A 4,877-nucleotide genomic window follows, 5' to 3' on the forward strand; every position below is an offset into this window, starting at 1 on the left:
GTTTATTTGCATAACCTGTGGAGCTATTTGTTTTTCAAGTTCGGTTAGATGGTATTCATCTTTAAACAAAGTATAATATTGTTTCTCATCTTTAATTGGTCTTAACTTCTCAATTCCTCGTTGTTTTTGCCATTCTTCTAATGGCATAAGTACCTTTACTGTATCACCTGCTATTGCACAACGGATTGGTGTCGTGATTTCGGCAATGATCCGATCGTAAGTAAGCGGAAGAATTAGTAATGCAAGAAAGACATAACAAGTTAAGTTTATAGTTAGAAATGTCTTATCATTCTCTGAACTAAAATGTTTATTAATGTATTCTTCTATTTTCTTTATTAGCCAACGACACATTGTTTACTCATTAAGTTATATTTTGTCTAATAATTCCTGTAATTTGGATTTCAATTTATTTTTAATTGCATCATCCAAATGAATGCGATAAGTAGGTGAGAAACAATTTCCATCTAAATCCATATTTAAATGATATTTTGCATATTCTAATTTGGTAGGTTGGATCACAAATTGCCATTCACATTGCGAAGTTGTTGGATAAATGTCACCTTTGCCAATCAAGCGAACATCATGCAGTACAATTTCCGTGTTCTGCAACCGCCATTGTTGCGGATTTCCTTGTAACTGTCCCTCAATATGTTCAAAATCCGTATCTTGCATATCAGATTCCAAGCCTGTAATTGGGAAAGGTAGGGCATTACCCAATAAGCCTAATAAATTGAATCCTTTAATCTGCCCGCCACCAACACTAAAGAAATTCAATTCAGCATCCACCCATTCTGTTGATGTTTGCATCGCATTGCCGTGTAAATCAAAATAACCAGCAATAATTGGGTTATAACCTAATACACCAGAGAAAAAGGATGCAGGAACTTTACGTCCTTGCAACGCCCATTCTATTTGTTGTTCACTATTTGTTCGTTGCGTAATCTGCAACTGTCCCTCTAATAAAGATATTAGCAAGGTTATTTGTTGCGGATCTCGCTGTACAGTAAGTTCTGGAATCCTATTCTGGTTAAAGATGACATTTTTTCCTTGCAACGTTATATCATCAGCTATTTGCATCATCTCTATTTGCTCAGCTGTTAAATCAAACTTCTGTAACTGTGCAATAGGTTTACGTAATTGCCCTTGTAAATTCAACTGCTGCACGATAAAACGCTGTGGTTCTTGCCTTAATACCCACTCACCTTGTAAATCTTGTAGTTGTGGGCTTTCGGCACTAATAAGTTTTATTTTTTGTTTCACCCTATTTTCAATTTCTACTGCTAAGCGTACTTTATCCAAATAAATTTGATCTTGTTGTTTTACTTTAGCATTAAGAATTTGAATCTGTTTTAACCATTGATTATTTGATAATCCATCCAAATAGCTTAAATCAAAAATTGCTTGGTCTGCCGATATTTGCCATTGCAACTGTTGATAGGAAATATTTTTCGCTTGTATTGAAAGAGGAAAGTAAGAAAACGTTAAATCTTGTGGTTGTAAGTGAATGGAATAATTTGATGATAATTGCTGCATAATGGTTTGAGTAACTTTGGTAACTTGATGTTGTATTACCGTCATTACTCCTATTACCATAATGATTGAAAGACTACCAATTACCCACCATTTTCGCATTGCTAATCCTCGTTTATTTTACTCGCTACTGCACCTTGCTGATTCTTATATTTTGCATCAGAACGGCTGTTGTATGGGCGTTTTGCTTCACCACTCAATACTTCAAAACTTAACGCACCAATTACCATCTTAGGGCGTAACGCTAATGGCAATTTTCCTGAATTATAGAATTCTAAAACAATTCTACCTTCCCAACCTGGATCAATGCGATGTGCGGTAACATGTACCATTAGCCCTAATCGTGCGAGGGAAGAACGCCCATCTAACCAACCAATAATATTACTTGGTAATTTCACCGATTCATAAGTACTCGCTAAGGCTAATACACCCGGATGCAAGAAAAATGGCTCACCATCTTCAATAATGATTTCTTCACTCATTACTTGATCAAGTTGTGCTGATACAGCTTCTTTCGGACCACTCAAATCAATGTACGCTGCAGAATGATCACGAAAAACACGAAACGAATTGCCGAGCCGTACATCAACCGTTGCTCCATTAATTTTGCTGTTATCTGGACGAGGCGATAAAACAATCTTTCCCTCATCTAAATAACGCTCAATATCCACATCACATAATCTCATCAGTTCACCTTTACATTATTTTTTACGCAATAACTGTAAAATTTGTGCTTTTAAAATATTAATGGCTATTCGGTTTTTGCCACCACGAGGCACAATAATATCTGCATACTGTTTTGAAGGTTCAATAAATTGGAAAAACATTGGACGCACTGTTTTACGATACTGCTCTACCACAGAATCCATTGTTCTGCCACGCTCTTCCATATCACGTTTTAAACGGCGAATAAAACAAATATCTAATGGTGCATCAACAAAGATTGACACATTAATCTCATCACGAATACGTTCGTCTGTTAATAACAAAATTCCTTCTAAAATGATCACTTTTTTAGGTTCAAAATGGCGTGTGTTACCAGTACGAGTATGCTCAACGTAACTATATTCTGGAATATCAACCGCTTGTCCTGCTTTTAAAGTTCGTAAATGTTCGAGCAATAATTCACGATCCATTGAATTCGGATGGTCATAATTGGTTTTAGTACGAGTTTCAAAATCTAAATGGCTTTGATCTTTATAATAGGAATCTTCAGAGATAATACCAATTTCCTCACACCCCAATTCCTCACATAATTCTTTATAAATTGTTGAAGCAATTAGACTTTTTCCTGAAGCTGATGCACCTGCAATTCCAATAATAATTGATGGTTCTTCTGTTGCTGAATGGTTTATTTGTGACATAACGTAATTTCGCCAATAGACTAGATAAAATTCCAAATATTATAAAGAAGCAAACTAGTCATCACAACCGCAGAAAGAAGATAAATTTTCTTTTTTTTCAAGAATTTTGATCTAAAAATGGAAAGAAATAATAAGAAAATAATTGGAAATTAAAATGAAAATTTAATGGCACGCCCTATTGGATTCGAACCAATGACCTACGGCTTAGAAGGCCGTTGCTCTATCCAGCTGAGCTAAGGGCGCATTAGGAACAGCATAGTGAAGATAAAAAAATGGTCGGCGAGATAGGATTTGAACCTACGACCCACTGGTCCCAAACCAGTTGCGCTACCAAACTGCGCTACTCGCCGACATGTGAGGTGCATTATAGTTTTTATTTCCTCTCCGTCAATCATTTTTTTAAATTTTAAAAATAACCGCTTAAAATTAATCCACGCCCTTATCAAAAGCACTTTTTTTTGCGAAAATCTAGCACTCAATTTTACACTGCAATCACATCATCTAACCTATATGGAGAAATCAATGCAAGCTCAAACTATCTCTGGTAGTGCCTTAGCCAAATCAATCAAAGCCGAACTTAAACAAAAAATTCAAGCTATCGTAGATCAAGGTCATCGCTCCCCCGGTCTTGCTGTTGTCTTAGTTGGTGAAAACCCTGCTTCACAAATTTATGTTGAAAATAAACGCAAAAGCTGTCTTGAAGTAGGAATTCAATCTAAATCCTTTAATTTACCAGATACCATTTCAGAACAAGAATTGCTCGCTCTTATTGATCAATTAAATCAAGATGATAGCGTTGACGGTATTCTCGTTCAGTTACCGCTGCCAAAACACATTAGCAGTGTAAAAGTCATTGAACGAATTGATCCCGCTAAAGATGTAGATGGCTTCCATCCATATAATGTTGGGCGATTATGTCAACGTATTCCAACATTACGTGCTTGTACGCCTTACGGCATTATGAAACTTCTTGCTACAACAGGCATTGATTTACATGGGCAACATGCTGTGATAGTAGGTGCATCTAATATCGTTGGTCGTCCAATGGCAATGGAGCTTTTATTAGCTGGTTGTACAGTGACAGTTACCCACCGTTTTACCAAAAATCTTGCAGAGCTTGTTGGACAAGCTGATATTTTAGTCGTTGCCGTAGGTAAACCACATCTTGTTCCAGGTGAATGGGTAAAACCTGGTGCTATTGTTATTGATGTTGGCATCAATCGTGTTGATGGCAAAGTCGTTGGTGATATCGTATTTGAAACTGCACAACAACGTGCTGCTTATATTACCCCTGTTCCAGGTGGTGTAGGTCCAATGACTGTAGCAATGCTGATGGAAAACACGCTTCTCGCTTATTGCCAACATTTAAATATCACTGCATAGTTTTTCTTTTCACAATAGCCTTGCTAAGGACATCTTACAGGGCTATTTTCCTGCTTCAATCTCATATAAATTCAACACATTTCTATCATGAAAAAGCATAGTCGCTTTATTTAGTTAATACATAACTATCTTCGATTAATGGAATTAACTCATTTAAATCATTAACTTGCGTTAAATCGATACTAATCCAATGTTGTTTATTCATATGATAGGCTGGGTAATAACCTGTTTGTTGACGAAGAATATCAATAAATTCAGGATGTAATTTTATATTTAAAATTGGTTTAATTTCGGATGATTTTAATCCTAACTTTCCTGCTGGTACCAGCATAAATAGTGCAAACCATTTTTGAGTTAAATGGTGACGAAATACCGCATAATCAGGATGCTTTAAAAAGAGATTTTCTGGCTTACTTTGATAACGTTCTAACAAGTATTGGAATAGTGTTTGTTGGGTCAACATTGTTCTTCCCCTCTATAAATGATTACTCAATTATAGAACCACCAAAGTAAAAAGGCTATCTCTCTGATCTGACCCCGAAAAGTTGGACGATTATTTTAAGGACTGAATTCTGTATTGAACAGGACTCAGTCCATTTA

Annotated in this window: 6 protein-coding genes and 2 tRNA genes; 1 reads left to right on the forward strand and 7 read right to left on the reverse strand. The window is 36.0% G+C overall.

Annotated features, from left to right (window positions below):
• The 6 genes from ACFFHT_RS09710 to ACFFHT_RS09735 form a co-directional block, all read right to left on the reverse strand.
• Positions 1 to 351 (reverse strand): hypothetical protein (locus tag ACFFHT_RS09710; protein ID WP_382375723.1); only part of this gene is annotated, 351 nt, incomplete at its 3' end.
• A 15-nt stretch (positions 352 to 366) separates the two neighbouring features.
• Positions 367 to 1,632 carry a hypothetical protein gene (locus ACFFHT_RS09715; RefSeq protein WP_382375725.1) on the reverse strand — a complete coding sequence of 422 codons (1,266 nt, stop codon included), beginning with the start codon at positions 1,630 to 1,632 and terminating at the stop codon, positions 367 to 369.
• Positions 1,633 to 1,634: 2 nt separating this feature from the next.
• Entirely contained in the window at positions 1,635 to 2,216 is a 582-nt protein-coding gene (gene dcd / locus ACFFHT_RS09720; RefSeq protein ID WP_382375727.1) for a dCTP deaminase, read from the reverse strand.
• Positions 2,217 to 2,231: 15 nt separating this feature from the next.
• Positions 2,232 to 2,894, reverse strand: coding sequence for a uridine kinase (udk, locus tag ACFFHT_RS09725; protein ID WP_382375729.1), 663 nt, complete (start codon positions 2,892 to 2,894; stop codon positions 2,232 to 2,234).
• A gap of 166 nt (positions 2,895 to 3,060) precedes the next feature.
• Positions 3,061 to 3,137, reverse strand: a tRNA-Arg gene (locus tag ACFFHT_RS09730).
• 30 nt (positions 3,138 to 3,167) lie between these two features.
• A tRNA-Pro gene (locus ACFFHT_RS09735) sits at positions 3,168 to 3,244 on the reverse strand.
• 172 nt (positions 3,245 to 3,416) lie between these two features.
• On the opposite strand from ACFFHT_RS09735, the gene folD reads away from it, so the two are divergent.
• Positions 3,417 to 4,277: a bifunctional methylenetetrahydrofolate dehydrogenase/methenyltetrahydrofolate cyclohydrolase FolD gene (gene folD / locus ACFFHT_RS09740; RefSeq protein ID WP_382375731.1), complete on the forward strand. Its 861-nt coding sequence runs from the start codon at positions 3,417 to 3,419 to the stop codon at positions 4,275 to 4,277.
• A 106-nt stretch (positions 4,278 to 4,383) separates the two neighbouring features.
• On the opposite strand, the gene ACFFHT_RS09745 is transcribed toward folD, so the two are convergent.
• Complete coding sequence (locus ACFFHT_RS09745; RefSeq protein ID WP_382375733.1) at positions 4,384 to 4,740, reverse strand: MmcQ/YjbR family DNA-binding protein; 357 nt, start codon at positions 4,738 to 4,740, stop codon at positions 4,384 to 4,386.
• Positions 4,741 to 4,877 lie beyond the last annotated feature (137 nt).

Origin of the sequence: Gallibacterium melopsittaci (assembly GCF_042433085.1) — a bacterium.
GTDB lineage: Bacteria > Pseudomonadota > Gammaproteobacteria > Enterobacterales > Pasteurellaceae > Gallibacterium > Gallibacterium melopsittaci.

What these genes read in the sequence shown, in the direction of transcription:
- ACFFHT_RS09715 (WP_382375725.1), bottom strand. Translation starts at nt 1,632, where the DNA reads ATGCGAAAATGGTGGGTAATTGGTAGTCTTTCAATCATTATGGTAATA.
- dcd (WP_382375727.1), bottom strand. Translation starts at nt 2,216, where the DNA reads ATGAGATTATGTGATGTGGATATTGAGCGTTATTTAGATGAGGGAAAG.
- udk (WP_382375729.1), bottom strand. Translation starts at nt 2,894, where the DNA reads ATGTCACAAATAAACCATTCAGCAACAGAAGAACCATCAATTATTATT.
- folD (WP_382375731.1), top strand. Translation starts at nt 3,417, where the DNA reads ATGCAAGCTCAAACTATCTCTGGTAGTGCCTTAGCCAAATCAATCAAA.
- ACFFHT_RS09745 (WP_382375733.1), bottom strand. Translation starts at nt 4,740, where the DNA reads ATGTTGACCCAACAAACACTATTCCAATACTTGTTAGAACGTTATCAA.